This is a genomic window from Hydrogenibacillus sp. N12 (assembly GCF_019645935.1).
In the GTDB taxonomy this organism is placed as follows: Bacteria; Bacillota; Bacilli; order Thermicanales; family DSM-22653; genus Hydrogenibacillus; species Hydrogenibacillus schlegelii.
The window spans coordinates 979,194-997,916 of sequence record NZ_CP080953.1 but is presented as its reverse complement, the minus strand read 5'-3'; the positions used below and the strand labels follow the sequence as shown (position 1 = coordinate 997,916).

The window sequence follows — 18,723 nt, the reverse complement described above, 5'->3', positions numbered from 1 at the left end:
CAATCAACGCCGCCACGGTTTTGAAACGCTGCCGTCCGCCCACGGACGGCCGGAGGAGCGACGGACATGCTCCCGATCGAACGCCGGGCGACGATTCGCCGGCTCCTTTTTGAACGGAAAGCGCTTAAGATTTCCGAGCTGAGCGCGTTCTTCGGCGTGAGCGAAATGACCATTCACCGGGACGTTCGCGCCCTCGTCGACGAAGGGATCGCCGTCAAGACGTACGGCGGCATCGCCCTTCTCGAACCTCACCGAAAGGAAGCGTCCCCACCGCCGTCACCCGACGACGGCCCAAGCCGCTGCGTCGTCTGCGGTAAGCCGGTCAACCCGACGCTGGCCTACCGCCTGCTTCTCCCCGACGGCCGGGTGGACGTCGCCTGCTGTGCCCACTGCGGCCTCATCCATCACCGGCGGCTCCGGAGCACCGGTCATGCCGGCGTGTACGCCCTCGTTCGGGACGTCCTCACCCATACGACCGTCCCGGCTGAGGAAGCGACGTACGTCTTAGGCGGCGAAGCGCCGGCCGCCTGCTGCCGGCCGCCGGTCTATGCGTTTTCCGCCTCGGGGGATGCCGAACGATTTGCCCGCGGTTTCGGCGGCGTCGCCCTCCGCTGGGCCGAGGCCGCCGACCGGCTGAAGGCCGAGATGGCCGATAGCGGCGAGATTAGTGCAAAAGATTTATCTTGTTTTCCCGGAACGCAATCCGTAAAATAAACGTAAAAGCAAAGACGGCCTAATCTCGGCGGATGCCGGGAGCGGGGGACCCGATCTTTTGGGGCTAATCCCGACGACAGGCGTCGGGAGGGATGAGTCAGACGCATTCCCTGCCATCCTGCCCGTCAGCTAACCCCGTCGGCTAATGCAGGGAAGTCTCTCTGGCGAACCATGACCGTTCACCTCGGGTCGGCGGTGCCTTTGACCGAACGAGGAAGCGGAGGGAGCGGCGCCGAATGCGCCTGCGCACGCCCCGCGCCAAGCCTGGAGGCTGGCCCTCTCGACTTGGTGCGGGGCTTTTGCGTCGAAGCGGAGCGCCGGCGCCGGGCGCCCGGGCGAAGCCGGCGGACCGGAGCGCCCGGGCGGAAGGAGCGGGCCGCAGGGCTCAAGCGCCCGGGCGGACCGGAGCGTCCGGGCGCCGACGCGTTTTGCCGCGGCCAGGGCGCACGATCGGCAAAAAGCGGCCCGCGTCATGCGGCAACCGTCCGGGACGCGAAGGCAAAGCCCGGCCGGCGATCCCGTCGGATCGACCGAACCGGCAGGCGGAAGCCGGTCTCGGCCGGACGGCGCCGATTCCCGGCCGGGAAGGGTCGGCCGGAGAGCGGCGAAGGCCGATCCGGAACCGAAAGGCACGGCAAAGCAAGGGCAAAAGCAAAGTCAATGAAGGCTAAGAAACGAAGTCTAAGGAAGGAGGGAATCCGGGTGGCGCTCTTTGAAGCCGTCTACGAAAACACCGAGCAGGCCCAGGTGCGTTTCATCGGGGTGCACACGGAAGAAGGGCTGTACGACCTCGGGCTCCTTTTCTCCAACCAGTTCTTCGGCAAGACGATGATCATCAACCTCCAGACCGGGCGGACCGCCCTCGCCGATGCGAGCGACCTCGCCAATCCGATCTGGCTGAAAGAAGCGCTGCAGCTCAAAAGCGAAGCCGAAGCGGAGCGCCTGGCCCACTTCCTCGAAGACCACATTCCCTCCCTTCCTTGGAAGCCGGAATACTGAAAGGAGACCCCCTGCACCTGGCGGCAGCCGTTGGGCTGCCGCTTTTTGTGTACGCCCGGCACGGGCGCTGTCAAACGGGGGAAAGTCCCAAACGGCGAAGGCGGCAGGTGCCGTTCGCACAAGGCAAAGGGCGTCTCGCCGGATCCCGAAAAGCGTTTCTTAAAAACCGCCCCAAAACCGCCCCTCAAAGCCGCACCTCGCCGCTGGCGATCGCCCGAAGCCCCGCCGCCGTCTCGACGAGCAGCTTCCCGTCGTCGTCCAGCCCGGCAAAACGCCCGACGATCCGGCCGCCGCCCGTCTCGACGGCGATCTCCCGGCCGAGGGAAACCGCCCGGACGAGCCACCGTTCCCGGAGCGGGCCGAAACCTTCCGCCCGGTAGGCCCGGAGCTCCCGGTCGAGGGCCGACAGGATCGCCGCGGCCAGCTTTCGGCGGGGCGGCGGCGGCCCGTGCTCGGCGAGGGCGGTCGCGATCGTCCGGAGCTCCGGAGGAAACGCCTCCGGAAGCCGGACATTGAGGCCGATGCCGACGACGGCAAAATAAAGCCGGTCGAGTTCTCCCTGACCTTCGATGAGGACGCCGGCGACTTTTTTCCCGGCCAGGAGGACGTCGTTGGGCCACTTGAGGCCCGGACGGTAGCCGAACGCCTCGAGCGCTTCGGCGACGGCGAGCCCCGCCATGAGCGAGAGGGCGTGGACGTCGGCCAGGCGGAGCCCGTCCGTCAGGATCACGCTCATCCAGAGGCCGGTCCCCGGCGGTGAAACCCACTGCCGCCCCATCCGCCCCCGGCCGGCCGTCTGGCGCTCCGCGAGGACGACGGCGCCGTGAGGCGCCCCGTCGTCGAACCACCGCCGGGCGGCGTTCTGCGTGCTGTCCACCTCCGGGAAAAAGCGAAACGCCCGGCCCAGCTCCGCACCCTCCAACCCCTCCCAGCCGTTCGGGCCGACCGGCGGATCGTATCCCTCGGCGAGGCGGTATCCGCGCCGGTGCGCCCGTTCGACGGGAAAACCCGCTTCCATGAGGCGATTGGCCGCCTTCCAGATCGCCGTCCGGCTGACGCCGAAGCGGGCCGCAAGCGCCGAGCCGGAGACATACGTCCCGGGCGCCGCCAAAAGCGCCGCAAACAGGCGGTCCGCCAGACGAACCGCCGCCGCGTGATTGGCCCCGTCATGTTCTAAAGCGCTCCGATTCGGTGTCACGCCTTCACCCCTCCCGATCGGCGTCGGCTCGTCGACAGGCGCCGGCGCCCCGTTCGTTGCCCGCTCGTCGGGCACCGTCGCCCCGATGCCGTCGTCCCCATTTCGCCGCGCGGCAACGGCCCTTAGAACGGCGATTGTCAAAAGCGGAATCCGGACGGTCGCCGGATCTTCGAAAAGCGCCACATCCCCGACCGCCGCCGCGCCGGCGCGGCGCCCGATCGGTTCACCGCCCGCCCCGGCTCAGGTCGCCGGGACGTCTCCGGCCTCCGGCCCGTCAGCCAAAAACGCCGGCAGCCGAAAGGGCGGGCGGAGCGCCGCGCCCGCCTCCCGCCACAGCCGGTCGGCTTCCGCCTCCAGCGCCTCGGCCGCATTCGGAAACCCCCGGTTGACGGCCAGCCAGAGGTGCCGGCGCATCGCCTCGAGGTAGGGCCCGGCCGGGGCCTTTCGCGAAGTGCGCCAGGCCCCGAGGTCGAGGCGAAGCCGCCGGGGATCGGGGAGAGGGAGGCGGGCCCGAAACTCGGCCAAGGCCCGAAATCGGGCGAGCGTCTCCGGCCGAGGACGCCCGGCGATGAGATCCGCCAGCCGGAGCGCCCGAAACACCGCCGCCGCGCCCCGGGTGCCCCACGCGTACCCGTACGGCAACGCTTCGGCCTCCGCCATCGGCGCCGTCGGGCGGCGGTCGCCTCCGCGGGCCGTCCGGCCGTCAAACCGACCTTCCCGGGCGTAGGCGGCCTCAAGCGACCGCGGCCGAACCGAAGGGCCGGCCGATTCCCTGCCGGGCGACGCCTCCATGCCGAGCGCGGCCCGAATCAACCGACGGGCCTCCCGAGAAAGGGGAAGCCTAAGCCCCCACGCCCCAGCCTCGGCGTCGAGCCCCTCCCCCAACGGTGCCCCCCCGCCGGCGATCGCGCCGGCACCGGACGGCGGCAATCCCCGGGCCGGGCGCATGGCGGCGGTGATCGCCGCCCAGAAGACGTCCGGCGGATCGGCGGCCGCCACCGCCCGGGCGATGGCCGGCTCCCCGAGGCGAAGCCAGAGGTCGGCCCGGTCGAGCCAGCGAAGAAGCGGCCACGGCTCCGCTCCCCGCCGGCTTTTTTCCATCTCCATCACGATCCGCTCCGGCGCCACCCGGACGAGCTCTCCCCGCAGGGCGACGAGGGCCCGCCACGTCTCCGGCGCCATGCGAAGCCCGTAGCGGACGGCAAAGCGGATCGCCCGGATGAGCCGGAGGGGATCTTCCCGAAATCGCTCCGCCGGATCGCCGACGGTCCGGAGCACCCGCCGTTCGAGATCCCGGCGCCCGTCAAACGGATCGATGAGCCGGCCGTCCGCCGAAAGCGCCATGGCGTTGATCGTAAAATCGCGCCGGGCGAGGTCGTCTTCGAGCCGGCCGGTGAACCGCACCGCCGGATGCCGGTCCACGGACGGATACGTCTCGACGCGAAACGTCGTCACTTCAAAAGGAAAGCCGCCCTCGACGACCGTCACCGTCCCGAAACGCTCCCCCGTCGGGTGCGTCCGGGGAAAGAGCCGGCGCACCGCTTCCGGCCGCATCGAGGTGGCGATGTCGATCTCCGAAGCCGGAAGGCCCAGAAGCCGATCCCGCACCGCGCCGCCCACGACGAAGGCCGCGTGTCCCGCCGCCTCGATCGTCCGGATCACCCGGCGGGCCGCCGCCCAAAGGGGCGTTTCCCAGAGTGAGGCGTCAAAAACCGGGGCGCCGGACGGAAGCGTTCGCCGGGTCACGGTCAGGGAGCCTCCGGACCGACGCCGGCCGAGGGTTCGCCGTCCGCCCCGTCGAGCCTTTGGCCGCGCCGAAGCCGGCGAAAGGCCCACCACGCCTCCCGCTCGCCGAGCGCCCGGAGGAGGAGCTCCGCCGAGCCGAGGTTGGTCGCCACCGGCACGTTGTAGACGTCGGCCAGGCGAAGGAGGGCGCTCACGTCCGGCTCGTGGGGCTGGGGCGTGAGCGGGTCCCGCAAAAAAATGACGAGGTCGATGACGTTTTCGGCGATCTTGGCGCCGATCTGCTGATCGCCGCCGTACGGCCCCGACGCGACGCGGCGGACCGAAAGGCCCGTCGCCTCGGCGATCTTCCGGCCGGTCGTCCCGGTCGCCCAGAGGGTGTGGCGCTCCAGCACCGGCCGGTAAGCGAGGCAGAAGCGGACGAGCTCTTCTTTTTTGCGGTCATGGGCGATGAGGGCGATGTTCATCGCGCGTCCTCCGTCAGTCCAGGAGATTTTCCAGCCCGACGACGAGCCGATCAAGCGTCATCACCTTTTCCACGGCGAGCCGAAGCCCCGGCATGAACGCCGCTCGGGTCGTCGCGTCATGCCGGAGGAGGAGCGTCTCTCCTTCTCCGCCGAAAAGAACCTCCTGATGGGCGACGAGCCCCGGAAGGCGGACGCTGTGAATCGGGATGCCGTTCAGGATGAGCCCCCGGGACGGCGGCGCCATCTCCTCCACCGCCTCGAGCCGGGCGCCGGGGCCGCTTCGCTCCGCCGCCGGGTCCCGAACCGGTGCCCCGAGGCGCGCCGCCTCTTCGGCCGGCCGCCGGCGGGCCCGGGCGATCGCCGCCGCCGTCATGAGGGCCGTCCCGCTCGGCGCATCCCGCTTCATGGCATGGTGAAGCTCGACGATCTCGGCCGCCGGGAAGTACTTCGCCACCTCCGCCGCCAGCCGGATCATCAGCACCGCCCCGAGGGCAAAATTGGCGGCGATGACGCCCCCCAAGCGCCGAGCGCCGGCCCGGGCGGAAAGCTCGGCGATCTCCTCGGGCTGAAGCCCCGTCGTGCCGATCACCGGCCGGACGCCGTGCTCGATCGCCGCCCGGGCGTGGCCGTAGACGACCTCCGGCGTCGTAAAATCGATGAACACGTCCGCCCCCGGCGCGAGCGCCTCTCCCACCGACCCGTACGTCGGCACCCCGTCCAGCGTCCGTCCCTTCGGGTCGACGATGCCGACGAGGCGAAAATGCGGCGTCCGGTCGATCATCGCCACGACTTCCCGGCCCATCCGGCCGAACGCCCCCGCCAGCACGATCCGGATCATGACCGCGCCTCCTCCTTTGGCGTCCAGCGATCTTTGTCCCGCGTCCGATATTTGGCCATCACCGCCTCATACGCCCGGCCGAGGTCGATCCCCTGGGCATTGGCAAACGACACGAGGACGAAAAAGAGATCGCCGAGCTCAAGCTCGATGGACCCTTCCGGTTCTTCGGGTTTCTTCCGTTTTGCCCCGTAGCGGTGCGAAACTTCCCGGGCGAGCTCGCCGAGCTCCTCGGCGAACCGGGCGATCATCTCCATCGGGCTGAAGTACCCTTCCTGAAAACGGCCGATGAGGGCGTCGACCTCCGCCTGAATCTCCGGAAGCGTCTTCGGCCGGCCGAACTCCGGCGCCGAGGCTGCCTTATGGACCACCATTGACCCTCCCTGCGGTTCTCCCCTCATGGTAGCGAAAACGGCCGCCGGAAACAAATGCAAAGTGCTATAATGAGAAACGGTGGCCGAACGACGGAAGGCAACGGACGTGCGAAAGGAGAAGCTTCGTGCGCCGAACCCGCTTCGCGTCCCATCTCAAATCCATCGCCGGCATCGCCCTCGGTTCGGCGATCTTCGCCTTCGGCCTGAACGCCTTCACCATCTCCAACGGCCTCGCCGAAGGCGGCCTCACCGGCATCGCGCTCATGTTCAACTACCTCTTCGGCATCCCGCCGGGGTGGTTTTTGCTCGCCGCCAACGGTCCGCTCCTCATCCTGGGGTGGCGCACCCTCGGGGGGCGGGCGATGATCATGACCGTCGTCGGCACCGTCCTGAGCTCCGTCCTCATCGAAGCCCTGGCCTTTCTTCGAACCACCCCGATGGACGACACCCTGCTCGCCGCCCTCTACGCCGGAGCGGCGATCGGCACCGGCCTCGGCCTCATCTTCCGTTTCGGCGGCACGACCGGCGGCGTCGACATCGTCGCCCGGGTGGTGAACAAATACCGCGGCACGAGCATGGGCCGGACGATGTTCATGATCGACGCCGGCGTCATCGCCCTGTCGATGCTCACCTATCTCGACACCGAGCGGGCGATGTACACGATCGTCTCCCTCACCGTCGCCGCCCGAGTGATCGACTTCGTCCAGGAGACGGCCTACAGCGCCCGCATGGTCCTCATCGTCTCCGACCGGATCGACGCCATCGCCCACCGCATCCTCCACGAGCTCGGCCGCGGCGCGACGATCATCCAGAGCCGCGGCGCCTATACGAACGCTGAGCGGCCGATGCTCTACTGCGTCGTCGCCCGGAACGAAGTCGTCCACCTGAAGGCGATCATCATGGCCGAAGACCCGACCGCCTTCGTCGTCATCAGCGACGCCCACGACGTCCACGGCGAAGGCTTCACCCTCGACGAAGAAAAACGGCCGATCCGCTGACGGCCCAACCTCCGATGCCGACAAAACCGACGCAAACGACAAAAGCGACCGCCGAAAAAGCCCCCGGCATTCGGGGGCTTTTTCGGCGGTCGGACGAACCCGACGCCGGAGAAGGTCCGCCGGCCTTCGGCGGTCTCCCGGCGACCCTCACTTGTGGGAAAGCACCCACTCGGCGAGCGCTTTTTTCTCCGCATCGCTTCCGTTGAACATCCCCGGCGGCATGACGCCCATCGAGCCTTTCCGGCCGTTCGTGATGATGTCCACCACCTCGTCGACCGAAAGGTTGAGCCCGACGAGACTCGGCGCCGCCGGCGTCCCTTTCAGATCCTGCCCGTGGCAGCTCGCGCAGCTCTGCTGGAAGGCCGCCTGCGGGTCAAAATTGGCCGCCGTCTCGCCTTCCGCCGCCGCCGGCCCCTTCCCCTTCGTCGGAAGGTAGACGAAAAAGACGAGAAGAAGAAGAAGGACCGTCCCACCGAGCATGAGAAAATAAAACGGCTTTCGCGTCATTCCCCTCTCACCTTTCCCGCCCCTTTCCGGCGCCGCCACGCCCCGGCCGCCGGCCGCTTCCGTTCTTTCGGCCGCGGGCCGACGGCCCGGTCCGGGAGCGCCTCACTGATGGGAGAGCACCCATTCGGCGAGCTGCTTTTTCTGCTCATCCGTTCCCTGGAACATCCCCGGCGGCATGACGCCCATCGAGCCTTTCCGGCCGTTCGTGATGATGTCCACCACCTCGTCGACCGAAAGGTTGAGCCCGACGAGGCTCGGCGCCGCCGGCGTCCCTTTCAGATCCTGCCCGTGGCAGCTCGCGCAGCTCTGCTTAAAAGCCTGCTCCGGATCGAAGGCTGCCCCTTCCGCCGCCGGCGGCGGAGGCGGCGGAGGCGTCGCGGCGGCCGCCTCCGCCTGCTGGGCCTTATGCGACGCGACCGCCTGGTAGGTCAGGACGACGATGCTCGCGACGACGAACAGCATGATGGCCGTCGCCACCGGCCGCCGGGACGGACGGCGTTCCGGACTCCGGTCGAGCCACGGCGCGAGCAAAAGGAGCAGGCTGAAGATCCCGGGGATGATCACCGTCCCGAGGACGATCATGCTGCCGGGGATGTACTTGAGAAGCTGGTACAGGAAGAGAAAGTACCAGTCCGGCATCGGAGTGTACGTCGTATCGTTCGGGTCCGCCGCATGGGGCTCGAGCGGCGCCGGGTGCGAAATGACGAGCGCCATGAACCCGACGAGAAAGACGACCGCCGCCATCCATTCTTTGAGGAGAAAGTTCGGGAAAAACGGCTCCGTCTTCCCCGGATACTCGCTGTACGGCTTCGGGAGGAGTTTCTCCCGCCGCACCGGGACCCGGGAATCGCCCACGTACTTCACGGACGCTTTGTCCTGCCGCTCGCCTGCCACGCCGTTTCCTCCTTTTCCCGTTCCCGTCCGGTTTGCCTCTCCCCCGGACCCCCTTCGGCGGTTTGGCCCCGCAGGTTCCTTCTCTTCGGCGGACCGACCGCCCGCGCCGCTTCGGCGATGCCGACCGTCGGCGTTGAACAAACGAAATCGTCGACGAGCGCCGCTCCGGGCACAGCCGGATAAAAGCCCCGCATCCGATCAGGCCGCCCCATCGGGCGGAGCCGAACGCGAGCGCCGCAACCGGCGGTCCGGGGGCGAAGCGGATCACAGCGGACCGGAGATGCCCTGCCGGCGGATGAGGATGAAGTGGATCGCCAGAAGCAAGAGCAAAAGCCCCGGCAAGAAAAACACGTGGATGGCGAAAAAGCGGGCCAGCGTCGCCGCGCCGACGATGTCGCCGCCGGCGAGGAACGACTTCACATACGGCCCGACGATCGGCACCGTCTCGGCGATCTCCAACCCGACCTTTGTCGCAAAATACGCCTTGTTGTCCCACGGGAGGAGATAGCCGGTAAAGCCGAGGCCGAGGACGACGGCGAAGATGAGGACGCCGACGACCCAGTTCATCTCGCGAGGCTTCTTGTAAGCGCCGGTGAAGAACACCCGGAGCATATGCAGGAACATCATGACGATGACGACGGACGCGCCCCAGTGATGCATGCCCCGGACGATGTAGCCGAAGGCGACTTCGGTTTGCAAATATTTGACACTGTTGTAGGCGTTTACAATATCGGGGGTGTAGTACATCGTCAAAAACATCCCGGACAGGATCTGGATGACGATGGTAAAAAACGTCAGCCCCCCGAAGCAGTAGACGAACGCCGAAAAATGGTGCGCCGGGTTGACGTGCTCCGGCACTTCATGGTCGGCGATGTCCCGCCAGATCGGCGAAAGATCAAGCCGCTCGTCCAGCCAGTTATAGATTCTTTGCATCAACGCCCATCCCCCCCTCACGTCCGCTGGATCAGCGGGCCGAGATACAGCTTGCCGCCTTCGACCTTGACCTCATAGAGGTCGAGGGGGGCCCGCGGCGGCGTGCCGGGGACGTTGATGCCGTCTTTCGTGTACAGCCCCCCGTGGCACGGGCAGTAGAACATGTTCGGGTGCTCCGGGCTGGCGTTCCAGTTCACCGTGCAGCCGAGGTGCTTGCAGATCGGCGACAGGGCGACGATCTCCGACCCCTGTTTGTAGACCCAAGCGGAGTACGTCGTCGCCTGGTTTTTCACCCACGCGTCGTTGATCTTCAGGGTGAATTCAAACCGCTTCGGCTCGTCGGTGATCTCGTTCACGTCGGCCACCGGCACGAAGGGCTTCTCCTCGCCCGCCTTGAGAAGCGGATCGACCGCCATGCGGAGGGGCGGGACGAGGAGCATGGACGCCATAAATCCGCCCGTCCCCATGAGCGTGTACGTCAAAAATTGCCGGCGGGTGATCTCCCCCTCCCGGCCCCCGGCATCGTCCGGGGCCCCGAAATGCGGTTGCGACGCGCTCTCGGCCATCCCGTTTCGCCCCCTTTGCACCGTCCGTCACAAGCCGGCGCCCGAAAAAAGCGCCGCGATCGGCCTTTGCGCCGCAAAAGTCGCGCCATTTTACGACCATTTCCGTCTCGCGGCGACGCACAGTGCCATCATAGCCAAGGCGTAAAAGCGCTGTCAAGAATTCCCCCGGCCCCCGGCGCCCGGCGGCGCCCATCTGTCAACAAACGTTCACGATTCGCCGCCGTGCCACGTATCCACAATCACCCTGTACCACATCCGCTCGTCTCCGTTTGGCGGAAGAACGATGAGGCGACCGGATGCGCCGTCCTCCCCCGTCTGAGCGCCGGGAAGCGCCTCGTCGAGCGGGGCCAGAAACACATAGCGGAACGCCCGCCGCACCGCCTCAAATTCCATGCTTTCCTTCCGGAGCCGGCCGTATCCGATCACCGGGGGCAGAAGCGCCAGTCGCCCCCGGAGCGACGCCTCCAGGCGGCCGAGCACCTCCAGCCGGGTCCAAAGCCTTCGTCCCGCCGTGACGACGTCCGGTTCCACCGGAAACGCCGCCACGCCGATCAGGGCGCTGTCCACGAAGGCCAGCGCCGCCGCCCACGCTTCCCAGTCCTCCGGACCGTATCGCACCGCGTTTTTCCCCCTCTTCCGCATCGCCGGCCATCCAGAAAATGGAAAAAGGGCCGCTCCGGCCCTCATGCGCCCCGGTTTGACCTTCCCCCGTCCGGTTCCGTCAGGCGGGCAAGCTCCGCCGCGAGCTCCATGAACCGGCCTCGGTCGTGGGCGGCCAGCGCGGCGTCGATCTCCTCCCGAAGCCGCCGGATGTGGTACTGGCGGATCGCCTCTTCAAGAACGAGCTCCGCCATCACCCCGTACAGCGGGTTCGTCACCGGAGTTCTCGGTTCCACGGGCGGCACCCCCTCGGGCGATGGCTTCGTCCATCCCCAGTCATTGCCAACCCGCAGATCGCTTATACCGGCCTCATGCCGAACGGCCGAACCACCATCGCAGAAAAAGAAGCACCACGAGCCCGCCGAAGAGCCCGAAGACGAGGGTGCCGTTGACGGTCATCGCCGGCCAGAAGGGGTGGTACGGAAGGAGTTCCCCCGCGGCGGCCACCGCCCCCGGATAGGCTGCCGGCGGGAACGCCGGCGGCGCCTCCTGGACGAGCAGGGCGTGCATGAGCGGCCCGCTGCCGACCGGCGGCTTGAGCTCCGCTCCTTGCGCCGGCTCCACCGGCGGCGCGCCTTTTTGGATCAGGCCGACGGCCAGAAGAAGCACCAGGCCGAGCAAGACGAAAAAGAACACCCCGACGATTCGCGCCTGCCGAACGATCGACTCCGGATGATCGGGATACGCCCACCGGGCTTCCGCCCGCACCCGGGCCATGATCGCCTCGACCCGCGCCTCCTCCGCTCCGCCTCGGGGGTCCCTTTTGTCTGCCCGGCCGCCGTTCACCGCCGCCTTCCCTCCATCCGCCCGTCGCGTATGTACGGTTCGAGCTTTTCCTTGAGCGTCGTTCGGGCGCGGAACAGGAGCGATTTGACCGAACTGACCGTAAGCCCCAGGCGGTCGGCGATGTCCCTGTACTCCATTTCCTCGTACTCCCGAAGCACCAGGGCTTTGCGCTGCCGCTCCGGAAGCGCCATGATCGCCTGCCGGACCAGCGCCGCCGTCTCCCCGACGATGATCGTCTCCTCCGGCGGTCGAAACGGAGATCGGAGCCGCTCCTTCAGCCGGTCGTCAAGGGCGACGTCCTGGTGCCGGCTCCGCCGGAGCTCGCTCAGAACGGTGTTCCGTGCGATCGTAAACAACCACGTCGAAAAGGCCGCCTCGTCGTCCCGAAACGCATGCAGGCTGTGAAACGCTTTGAGAAACGTCTCCTGCACCATGTCGTCGACGAGGTCCTCCAGGCGATAGGCGGTGAGGTACTGCCGGACAAACTGCCGGAGCCGCGGCTCGTAACAGCGGATCAGATCCGCAAACCGTTCGACCTCGCCGTCCTTGATCGCCCGGATGATTTCCTGCTCCCGATCGCACAAGGCGTCCCACGCTCCCCTTTCGCGGTCGCCCGCACGGTCATACGCCCATCCGCTGCCGGAGTTGCCCGGGGCAGAGAAACGCCTCCGGTGCAAACGTCGCCCGCGGCTTCAAAAACCGGCCCCGCCCGAACGGAAGCGGCGACGCCGGATCGTCCATCCCCCGCACCCACACCTCCGCCGTCCCGTCCGGCCGGACGAGGGCAAAATCGGCGTCGGCTCCCGGCGCGAGGCGCCCCTTCGGCCCGTAGAGGCCGCTCCAGCGCCAGCCGCCGGCGGTTCGACCGATCGCCGATGAAAAAAACGTCCGGACATAAATCCCAGCGCCACGAAATCCATGATACCAGTCTGCTGCCGCCCCGTCAACCGCCTCGTCCCGCCCTTCCGCCAACAAAAAGAGCGTCACCCGGAGCGGAAAACCGTCCAGCCGGTCCCGAAGATCGTGAAAAAAACGGCCCCCCGGCGGGGGCGCATCGACGGCGATGACCGCCTCGAGGAGCCCGAGATCCCGAAGCGCCCGGATGAGCCGCTCTCCCCGACGCCCGAACAGCTTGGACGCCGCCATCACCGGTTTGAGCGTAAAATCGAACGGACTCAAGGCATGCCGGGCCGCCACCTGCCGGACCGCCGCCGGAAGCTCCTCCGGCGCCGACACCGGCACCCAGTCCACGAACGCCGTGTACCCCTCCCGGGCGAGGCCGGCCATCGCTTCCCGGTAGACCTTAAGCCCGAGGGGCTCCGCCCGGCCGGCCAAGAACGCCGCCGGCTCGTCGCCGCGCGCCCAGAGCGGCCCGTCGTACAGCCGGCCCGGGCAAAGGCGCGTCTCCGGCGGGAGCACCACCGTCCGCTCCGCCTGCGCCCGCCCGAGGACACCGCCCAGGTCGTAGATCCGGCCGTTTACGATCGAAAGAGCGACGATGCCCCCTCCCAGGGCGACGGTCTCCCTTCCCTCCAAAGCCGTTTCTCGACCGTTCAAAGCCGTTTCCGCCGTCTCCGGGTTCCCGATCTCTGTCACCGCCCGGGCCGCCGCTTCCTTCGCCCCCGAGACGCCGATCCCCGCCTCCCCCCGAACCGCGGCGTCCGCCCGCTCCGAAGCGACCGCCTTTGCGCCCTTCGCGAGGGCCGCTTCCGCGCCCCGCGCGGGCGCCGCATTCGGCCGGTCCGGCGGCCCGTCACAGGGCGTTCCGATCACCCAGACCGCCTGCATCTTCCCGCCTCCCGCCGCCGACGCACGGTTTTTCCCCTCATGCCTATGACAGCCGAAGGGACGATATGCCGCGAACCGGCGAAAAAGGGCTATGCCGGCGGCGACCGAAGGGGCGATTCGCCCGAGACGGGCGAAAAGCGAGGCGACCTGAGAGGAAGGCGGCCACAACGCGGAAGCGGCAAAAAAAGCGCCCGCGCATCTCGCGGGCGCTGCGCCGACGTCGGAAGCCGACCGGCGCCAAGTGAAGATAGGAGTGGAGAGAAACCATACCTGTCTCTAAAGTATACCGCCGACCTCGCGGACGTCAAGCGCTTTCAAGAAACCGAGAACTGTAAATGTTACCGTTTTCCTCATCGCTTTAAGGCTTTGCCGTGGCTTGTCGCCGAAATCGACGTCCGCGCCGGATCCGGCCCGCGCTTTTCGCCGTCTCAAGCGCCGGCTTCCTCGCCGGCATCCGCCGTCAAAACGGCGTCGACCGCTTCGACGGCGGCGCCCAGCCGGGCGAGGTCGGCGAAAAAGCCCGGATACGACACCTGGACCGCCTCCGCCCCGACGATCTCCGTCGCCCCATCGCCGTCCGGCCGGGCGAGGAGCCCCGCCACGGCAAAGGCCATCGCCAGCCGGTGGTCGCCACGGGCATGCACCCGGGCCGGGCGGAGCGGCGTCGGCCCTTCGATGACCATCCCGTCGTCCCTCGCTTCGACCCGGGCGCCCATCGCCCGGAGCCCTTCGACGACGTGGGCGATCCGGTCCGTCTCTTTCACCCGAAGTTCCGCCGCATCCCGGATCACCGTCCGCCCCCGCGCCTGCGTCGCCAGCACCGCGATCACCGGGAGTTCATCGATGAGCCGGGGGACGAGGGCGCCGCCAACCTCCGTCCCGACGAGGGGACCGGCGGTCACCCGGACGTCCGCCACCGGTTCGCCAGCCGGCCCGCCCGCCTCGACAGCGGAAAGTCGCCCGCCGGGCGGTTGGTCCGCTTCCCATCCCGCCTCCGGGCCACCGGACGGACGCACGTCGACGCCGGCGCCCATCGCCCGCAAAACGTCCAGCATCCCCGTCCGGGTCGGGTTCACTCCGACGCCGGCCACGACGATGTCGGCGTCCGGATGGGCCGCGGCGAGCGCAAAGAAAAACGCCGCCGACGAAAAATCCCCCGGGACGGCGAGGTCGACCGGCCGGAGCCGGTCGACCGGTCGGACGGTGATCGTTCGCCCGCCCCCTTCCCCCGCCTCGATCCGAAGCGCTCCCGGCGCAAACGCCGCGAGGAGCCGTTCCGTGTGGTCCCGGCTTTCCGTCGGCTCTTCAATCACGCTCTCCCCGTCGGCAAACAGCCCCGCCAGGATGAGGGCCGACTTCACCTGAGCGCTTGCGACCGGAAGGCGGTAGCGAAGGGGGCGAAGCGGCCCGCCCCGGACGGCGAGGGGGAGCCGTCGGCCGCCGTCCCGACCGTCGATCCGGGCGCCCATCGTCCGGAGCGGCTCGACCACCCGCTCCATCGGCCGGCGGACGAGGGACGCATCGCCGGTTAAGACGGTAAAAAACGGCCGCGACGAAAGCAGCCCGAGAAGAAGCCGCGCCGTCGTCCCGGAATTTTCGGTGTCGATCACCCCGATCGGTTCCCGGAGCGCCTCCGGACCGCCGCCATCGACGACGGCCGACCACCCGCCGGGCCCCTCGCCGAGGACGCGGACGCCGGCCGCTCCCGGGCGCCCGGATCGCCCGGCCGCGCCCGTCCCGGCGGCCGGGCCGGCCCCGGCGATCGAACCGCCCGCCAAAAACGTTCCGAACCTGCCGATCGCGCCGCCGGCCCAATCCGCCGCCCCCTGACCGGTCGAAGCGCGCCGCGCTCCTTCGAGCGGGACGATCGGGACGCCGAGCGCCCGAAGGGCCGTCGCCGTCGCCCGAACGTCCGCCCCGCCCTGGAGGCCGACCAGCGTCGTCCGCCCCGCGGCGAGCGCCGAGAAGAGAAGCGCCCGATGGGAGATCGACTTGTCCCCCGGCACCCGGATGACCCCCGCCAGCCGGGCCGCCGGCCGGACGCGCACCACCGCCGTCACCGTCCCCGCCCTCCTTCTCCGCCCCCGGCCGGGCCGAAGGCTTTCATCTCACCGTTGGAAAACACGTAAACCGGATACCCCGTCTCGACGAGGAGCGCCGCCGCCCGCTCCCGGTCCCGATCGTTGCGAAACGCGAGCCGGAGCACGCCGAAGACGTCCTCGCGAAGCTCCAGAATCTCGAGGTTCGTCAGGTTGATGCCCGCCGCGCCGAGGCGCGTCGCAAGCCGGCCGATCTCCCCTGGCCGGTCCGGGATGTCCACGAACAGGTCGTAGGCCGGCCGAATCGCCCCCGGCCGCCGCTCCGGAAGCCGCGCCCGGTAGCGAGCCGCCGCGGCAAAAAATGCCTCGAGGGCCGGGCCATCCCCCGCCTCGAGCATCGCCCGAACCGATCGAAGGTCCGTCTCCCACTCTTCGAAGGCCGCCAGGATCGCCGCCCGGTTGTCCAGGACGATGTCCCGCCACATCTCCGGGTTGGAGGCGGCAATCCGCGTGAGGTCTTTAAATCCGCCGGCGGCAAGGAGGGCGTAATACGGGCTTTCCGCTTCCCGCCGGGCGAGCATCTGCACGAGGAGCGCCGCGACGACGTGCGGCAGGTGGCTGATCACGGCCACGACCCGGTCATGTTCCGCCGGATCCATTACCAGCCACTTCACCCGGGCCGGCGCCAGCCAATCTTTGAGCCGCTCGACGTCGGCCGCCTCGGCGAGGCGGCTCGGGCAGAGGACATAGTAGGCGTTTTCAAACAGGTCCGGATGCGCCGCTTCGACGCCCGACTTGTGAGACCCGGCCATCGGGTGGCCGCCGATGAAGCGGACGTCCCGGCCGGCAAACAGCGCCTCCGCCTCGGCGACGATCGACCGCTTCGTGCTGCCGACGTCGGTGACGATGACGCCGGGTTTGAGCCGCCCCTCCGCCAGGCGGCGGAGCGCCGGGACGATCGAGAGGACCGGAAGCGCCAGCACGATGAGATCCGCCGCCCGATACGCCGCCTCCGCCGCCTCCGGCCGGAGCGCCCGATCGATGAGCCCTCTTTGGGCGGCCCGCTCCGCCCGGGCGACGAGCCGGTCGACGCCGGTGACCCGAAGTCCCCGGGCCCGGAGGACGGCGGCGATCGAGCCGCCGATGAGGCCCATGCCGACGACGACCGCCTCGGTACGTTCCGTCATCGCCTTCGCCCCTCCAGGGCGTCGAGCGCCGCAAGCAGCCGGGCATTTTCCGCTTCCGTCCCGACGCTCACCCGGATGCCGCCGGGCACCGGCCGCACGATGACGCCCGCCGCCTCAAGCCGCGTCGCCAACCCGCGGCCGTCATCGTGGGGGAGATAGAGAAAGTTCGTCTCCGACGGGTACGGCCGAAACCCACGCGCCTCGAGCGCCTGCCGGAGCGCCGCCCGGGCCTTCCGGTTCGCCTCTCGGACGAAGGCGACGTGCGCCTCGTCTTCCAAGGCGAACGTCGCCGCCAGCTGCGCCACCGTCGACGTATTGAACGGCTTTCGCACGCGCTCGAGTTCCCGGACGACTTCCGGCGCCGCGAGGGCGTAGCCGATGCGAAAGCCCGCCAGCCCGTACGCCTTGGAAAACGTCCGCAGGACGACGACGTTGGGATGCCGCCGCACCGCCGCCGGCCCGTCGGGGTAATTCGGGTCCGACACATACTCGGCGTATGCCTCGTCCAGGACGACGAGCACCGTCTCCGGCACTTCGGCGAGAAAAGCCGCCCACTGCTCGCGGTCAAACACCGTCCCCGTCGGGTTGTTCGGGTTCGCCAGCCAGACGATCCGCGTTCGGGGGCCGATCGCCCGGAGCATCGCCGGGAGGTCAAGGCGCCCCTCCGGCCCCATCGGCACCGGAATCGGCACCCCGCCGGCGATGCGGGTCGCAATCGGATACATCGGAAAGGAAAGCTCCCCCATCACCGCCTCATCGCCGTCGGCAAGAAAGCGGAGGGCGATGAGCTGGATGAGCTCGTCCGCCCCGGCGCCGACGGCGATCCCCTCCGCCGGATGTCCCCACCGAAGCGAAAGGGCCCGCTTCAGCTCCCGGGCCGCCCCGTCCGGATAGCGGAGCCAGAGCTCCGGATCCGCTGAAAGCCGGGCAAGGAGCGCTTCTTGCACCTTCGGCGACGGCCCGTACGGGTTTTCGTTGCTGGCAAGTTTGATGACCGCATCGAGGCCGTACCGTTCCCGGATCTCGGCGATCGGTTTGCCCGGCTCGTAGATCGGGACATCGAGGGGCTTCATCCGGACCGAAAACGCCATCTTCCGCCCGCCTTTCTTTCCGCTGACCTTCACATCCGCCATCGGATCTCCCGCGCCCGCTGCCGGATCAAGGCCGCGACCTTTCCTCCCCCGCTTCCTCCGGCGTCCGATTCGACGCCCGATTCCGGCAGGCGCGATGATACGCCATCATAACACACCGGCGGCGCCGGCGCCAGCGGGCGGGCCGAAGAGGGCCGCGACCCACGGCTCCACCGCGCCCCCCTGGGCGAGGTGTCGGACGAGGGCGCTTCCGACGATCGCCCCGTCGGCCACCCCGGCGAGGGACGCCACCTGTTCCCGGCGGGAGATGCCGAACCCGACCGCCACCGGAAGCGCCGTCCGAGCCCGGACGTCCCGGATGAGCGCGTGAAGTTCCGGGGAGAGCACCTCCCGAGGACCGGTCACGCCGAGGGACGAGACGACGTAGACAAACCCCCGACGGCCGGCCAGGATCCGGTCGAGCCGGCGCCGGGACGTCGGGGCGACGAGCGGGATGACGGGAACGTCGAACGCCTCCGCCGTCCGGAGCACCGCCGCGCTTTCTTCCGCCGGCAGATCCGGCACGATCAGCCCGTCGACGCCGGCCTCCGCCGCCGCCCGCACGAAATCCTCCACGCCCGCCCGAAAGAGGACGTTGGCGTACAAAAGGAGGACGATCGGCGGCGCTCCCTCCCTTCGGAGCCGGCGGACGAGATCGAGCACCGCCGCCGGCGTCGTGCCGGCGCGAAGCGCCCGGCCGGCCGCCTCGATGAGCACCGGCCCGTCGGCGATCGGGTCCGAATACGGCACGCCGAGCTCGATGATCGCCGCCCCGGCCCGGGCGAGCGCCCGGACGACCGCCGCCGTCTGCTCGAGATCGGGGTCGCCGGCCATGACGAACGGGATGAACGCCGGCCGGGTCCGGGCCGTCCGGAATGCCTCCAGAATGCGCGCTTCTCCCATGC

General features: G+C 68.9%; 21 protein-coding genes and 1 riboswitch. Of the genes, 3 read left to right on the top strand and 18 right to left on the bottom strand.

Annotated elements, in window-relative coordinates; translation table 11 throughout:
• Positions 1–66 precede the first annotated feature (66 nt).
• Both K2M58_RS04620 and K2M58_RS04615 read left to right on the top strand, forming a co-directional pair.
• Positions 67–714, top strand: a complete 648-nt coding sequence (locus K2M58_RS04620) for a DeoR family transcriptional regulator (RefSeq protein WP_220678476.1) — start codon at positions 67–69, stop codon at positions 712–714.
• A 6-nt stretch (positions 715–720) separates the two neighbouring features.
• Positions 721–874: riboswitch (cyclic di-AMP (ydaO/yuaA leader) on the top strand.
• A gap of 542 nt (positions 875–1,416) precedes the next feature.
• Complete coding sequence (locus K2M58_RS04615; protein ID WP_066441161.1) at positions 1,417–1,713, top strand: DUF3055 domain-containing protein; 297 nt, start codon at positions 1,417–1,419, stop codon at positions 1,711–1,713.
• Positions 1,714–1,897: 184 nt separating this feature from the next.
• Here K2M58_RS04615 and K2M58_RS04610 read toward each other — a convergent pair whose 3' ends face one another.
• The 5 genes from K2M58_RS04610 to K2M58_RS04590 form a co-directional block, all read right to left on the bottom strand.
• A complete protein-coding gene (locus K2M58_RS04610) occupies positions 1,898–2,911 on the bottom strand; it encodes a biotin--[acetyl-CoA-carboxylase] ligase (protein ID WP_220678475.1) in 1,014 nt (337 codons plus the stop codon).
• A 240-nt stretch (positions 2,912–3,151) separates the two neighbouring features.
• Complete coding sequence (locus K2M58_RS04605) at positions 3,152–4,657, bottom strand: CCA tRNA nucleotidyltransferase (protein ID WP_252393537.1); 1,506 nt, start codon at positions 4,655–4,657, stop codon at positions 3,152–3,154.
• Positions 4,658–4,659: 2 nt separating this feature from the next.
• A complete protein-coding gene (gene mgsA / locus K2M58_RS04600) occupies positions 4,660–5,121 on the bottom strand; it encodes a methylglyoxal synthase (protein ID WP_066202551.1) in 462 nt (153 codons plus the stop codon).
• Positions 5,122–5,134: 13 nt separating this feature from the next.
• The gene (dapB, locus tag K2M58_RS04595; protein WP_066202549.1) at positions 5,135–5,959 is read right to left on the bottom strand and encodes a 4-hydroxy-tetrahydrodipicolinate reductase; all 825 of its coding nucleotides are present in this window, start codon (positions 5,957–5,959) and stop codon (positions 5,135–5,137) included.
• Positions 5,956–6,327, bottom strand: a complete 372-nt coding sequence (locus tag K2M58_RS04590; RefSeq protein ID WP_252393536.1) for a nucleotide pyrophosphohydrolase — start codon at positions 6,325–6,327, stop codon at positions 5,956–5,958. Before K2M58_RS04590 ends, dapB begins: the two co-directional genes overlap by 4 nt.
• A 128-nt stretch (positions 6,328–6,455) precedes the next feature.
• Between K2M58_RS04590 and K2M58_RS04585 the strand changes: the two genes are divergently transcribed.
• Positions 6,456–7,328: a YitT family protein gene (locus tag K2M58_RS04585; RefSeq protein WP_220678473.1), complete on the top strand. Its 873-nt coding sequence runs from the start codon at positions 6,456–6,458 to the stop codon at positions 7,326–7,328.
• Positions 7,329–7,475: 147 nt separating this feature from the next.
• Here the strand turns inward: K2M58_RS04585 and K2M58_RS04580 are convergent, their stop codons facing one another.
• The 13 genes from K2M58_RS04580 to trpA form a co-directional block, all read right to left on the bottom strand.
• A complete protein-coding gene (locus K2M58_RS04580; RefSeq protein ID WP_220678472.1) occupies positions 7,476–7,835 on the bottom strand; it encodes a c-type cytochrome in 360 nt (119 codons plus the stop codon).
• Between the two features lie 102 nt (positions 7,836–7,937).
• Entirely contained in the window at positions 7,938–8,729 is a 792-nt protein-coding gene (locus K2M58_RS04575; protein WP_252393535.1) for a menaquinol-cytochrome c reductase cytochrome b/c subunit, read from the bottom strand.
• A gap of 264 nt (positions 8,730–8,993) precedes the next feature.
• Positions 8,994–9,665 carry a menaquinol-cytochrome c reductase cytochrome b subunit gene (gene qcrB, locus K2M58_RS04570; protein ID WP_066202536.1) on the bottom strand — a complete coding sequence of 224 codons (672 nt, stop codon included), beginning with the start codon at positions 9,663–9,665 and terminating at the stop codon, positions 8,994–8,996.
• Positions 9,666–9,679: 14 nt separating this feature from the next.
• Complete coding sequence (locus tag K2M58_RS04565) at positions 9,680–10,129, bottom strand: QcrA and Rieske domain-containing protein (RefSeq protein ID WP_252393593.1); 450 nt, start codon at positions 10,127–10,129, stop codon at positions 9,680–9,682.
• 306 nt (positions 10,130–10,435) lie between these two features.
• Entirely contained in the window at positions 10,436–10,846 is a 411-nt protein-coding gene (locus tag K2M58_RS04560; RefSeq protein ID WP_220678470.1) for a hypothetical protein, read from the bottom strand.
• Between the two features lie 65 nt (positions 10,847–10,911).
• The gene (locus K2M58_RS04555; RefSeq protein ID WP_252393534.1) at positions 10,912–11,124 is read right to left on the bottom strand and encodes an IDEAL domain-containing protein; all 213 of its coding nucleotides are present in this window, start codon (positions 11,122–11,124) and stop codon (positions 10,912–10,914) included.
• Positions 11,125–11,197: 73 nt separating this feature from the next.
• Entirely contained in the window at positions 11,198–11,674 is a 477-nt protein-coding gene (locus K2M58_RS04550; RefSeq protein ID WP_220678469.1) for a hypothetical protein, read from the bottom strand.
• Positions 11,671–12,258, bottom strand: coding sequence for an RNA polymerase sigma factor (locus tag K2M58_RS04545; RefSeq protein WP_066202528.1), 588 nt, complete (start codon positions 12,256–12,258; stop codon positions 11,671–11,673). Before K2M58_RS04545 ends, K2M58_RS04550 begins: the two co-directional genes overlap by 4 nt.
• Positions 12,259–12,295: 37 nt before the next feature.
• Entirely contained in the window at positions 12,296–13,462 is a 1,167-nt protein-coding gene (locus tag K2M58_RS04540) for a hypothetical protein (RefSeq protein ID WP_220678468.1), read from the bottom strand.
• A gap of 428 nt (positions 13,463–13,890) precedes the next feature.
• The gene (aroA, locus tag K2M58_RS04535; protein WP_220678467.1) at positions 13,891–15,522 is read right to left on the bottom strand and encodes a 3-phosphoshikimate 1-carboxyvinyltransferase; all 1,632 of its coding nucleotides are present in this window, start codon (positions 15,520–15,522) and stop codon (positions 13,891–13,893) included.
• Complete coding sequence (locus K2M58_RS04530; RefSeq protein ID WP_220678466.1) at positions 15,519–16,688, bottom strand: prephenate dehydrogenase; 1,170 nt, start codon at positions 16,686–16,688, stop codon at positions 15,519–15,521. Before K2M58_RS04530 ends, aroA begins: the two co-directional genes overlap by 4 nt.
• Positions 16,685–17,779: a histidinol-phosphate transaminase gene (gene hisC, locus K2M58_RS04525; protein WP_220678465.1), complete on the bottom strand. Its 1,095-nt coding sequence runs from the start codon at positions 17,777–17,779 to the stop codon at positions 16,685–16,687. The genes K2M58_RS04530 and hisC overlap by 4 nt, the downstream gene beginning before the upstream one ends.
• Positions 17,780–17,926: 147 nt before the next feature.
• Positions 17,927–18,721, bottom strand: coding sequence for a tryptophan synthase subunit alpha (trpA, locus tag K2M58_RS04520; protein WP_220678464.1), 795 nt, complete (start codon positions 18,719–18,721; stop codon positions 17,927–17,929).
• Positions 18,722–18,723 lie beyond the last annotated feature (2 nt).